At 71.6% G+C, this 817-nt stretch carries 1 protein-coding gene; it reads right to left on the bottom strand.

Features of this window, described 5'->3' with window-relative positions; all coding sequences use genetic code 11:
• Nucleotides 1-139 precede the first annotated feature (139 nt).
• Nucleotides 140-817: SLC13 family permease (locus GJV64_RS15020; RefSeq protein WP_205599670.1), on the bottom strand; the 678-nt coding region annotated here is incomplete at its 5' end.

Below are 817 nucleotides of genomic sequence, written 5' to 3'. Positions count from 1 at the left end.
GGCGTGCCGATGGGCCCGGTGATCGCCTCCATCCATGAAAAGCGTGACGAGCTGCGCACCGCCACCCGCGGCAGCGGCGGCGCCCCGCGCCGTCCGCCGCTGCGCGCGCTGCGCGGCCGGCCGCGACCGGACTGACCGCCTACCCCCATGCCCACATGATCAACGGAGTACCGAGCATCAGCACCATCAGGCTGATCGGCGCGCCGATGCGGGCATAATCGCCGAACTGATAGCCCCCCGGCCCCCACACCAGCACGTTGGACTGGTGACCGATGGGGGTAAGGAAGTCACAGCTTGCCCCGATGCCCACCGCCATCAGCATGGTGTCCAGCGGCACGCCGCTGGCAATCCCGGCCTGCGCCGCGATCGGGCCCATGATAAGCACGGCTGCGGCATTGTTGAGAAAGGGCGTCACCGCCATGGTGGCCAGCAGCGTGCCGCCCACCAGCAGCCACGCGGGCTGGCCCTGCCCCAGTCCCGACAGCAGATCCGCGATGCTGTCGGCGGCGCTGCTGGCGCCGAAGGCCTTGGCCACCGGGATCAGCGCCGCGAGCAGCAGGATCACCGGCCAGTCGATGTCACGATAGGCATCGCCCTGCAGCCGGCCGGTCAGTGCCAGCACCAGCACGCCCAGCAGCAGCGCCAGCCCCAGTTCCGCCAGGCCCAGCGACGCTGCCGCAATGGCGCCCAGCAGGGCCAGCACCGGCAAGAAATCGCGTGGCGAGGCCGCCAGCGCCAGCGGCCGGCTTGCCAGGGGGAGCAGCGCCATCGCCCTGGCCACCGCCGGCACCTGGTCAGCCGGCAGCTGCAGCAGCAG

This window comes from Sandarakinorhabdus rubra, from assembly GCF_010994245.1.
GTDB classification, from domain to species: Bacteria; Pseudomonadota; Alphaproteobacteria; order Sphingomonadales; family Sphingomonadaceae; genus Sandarakinorhabdus; species Sandarakinorhabdus rubra.
This window is presented reverse-complemented; position numbering and strand designations above follow the sequence as displayed.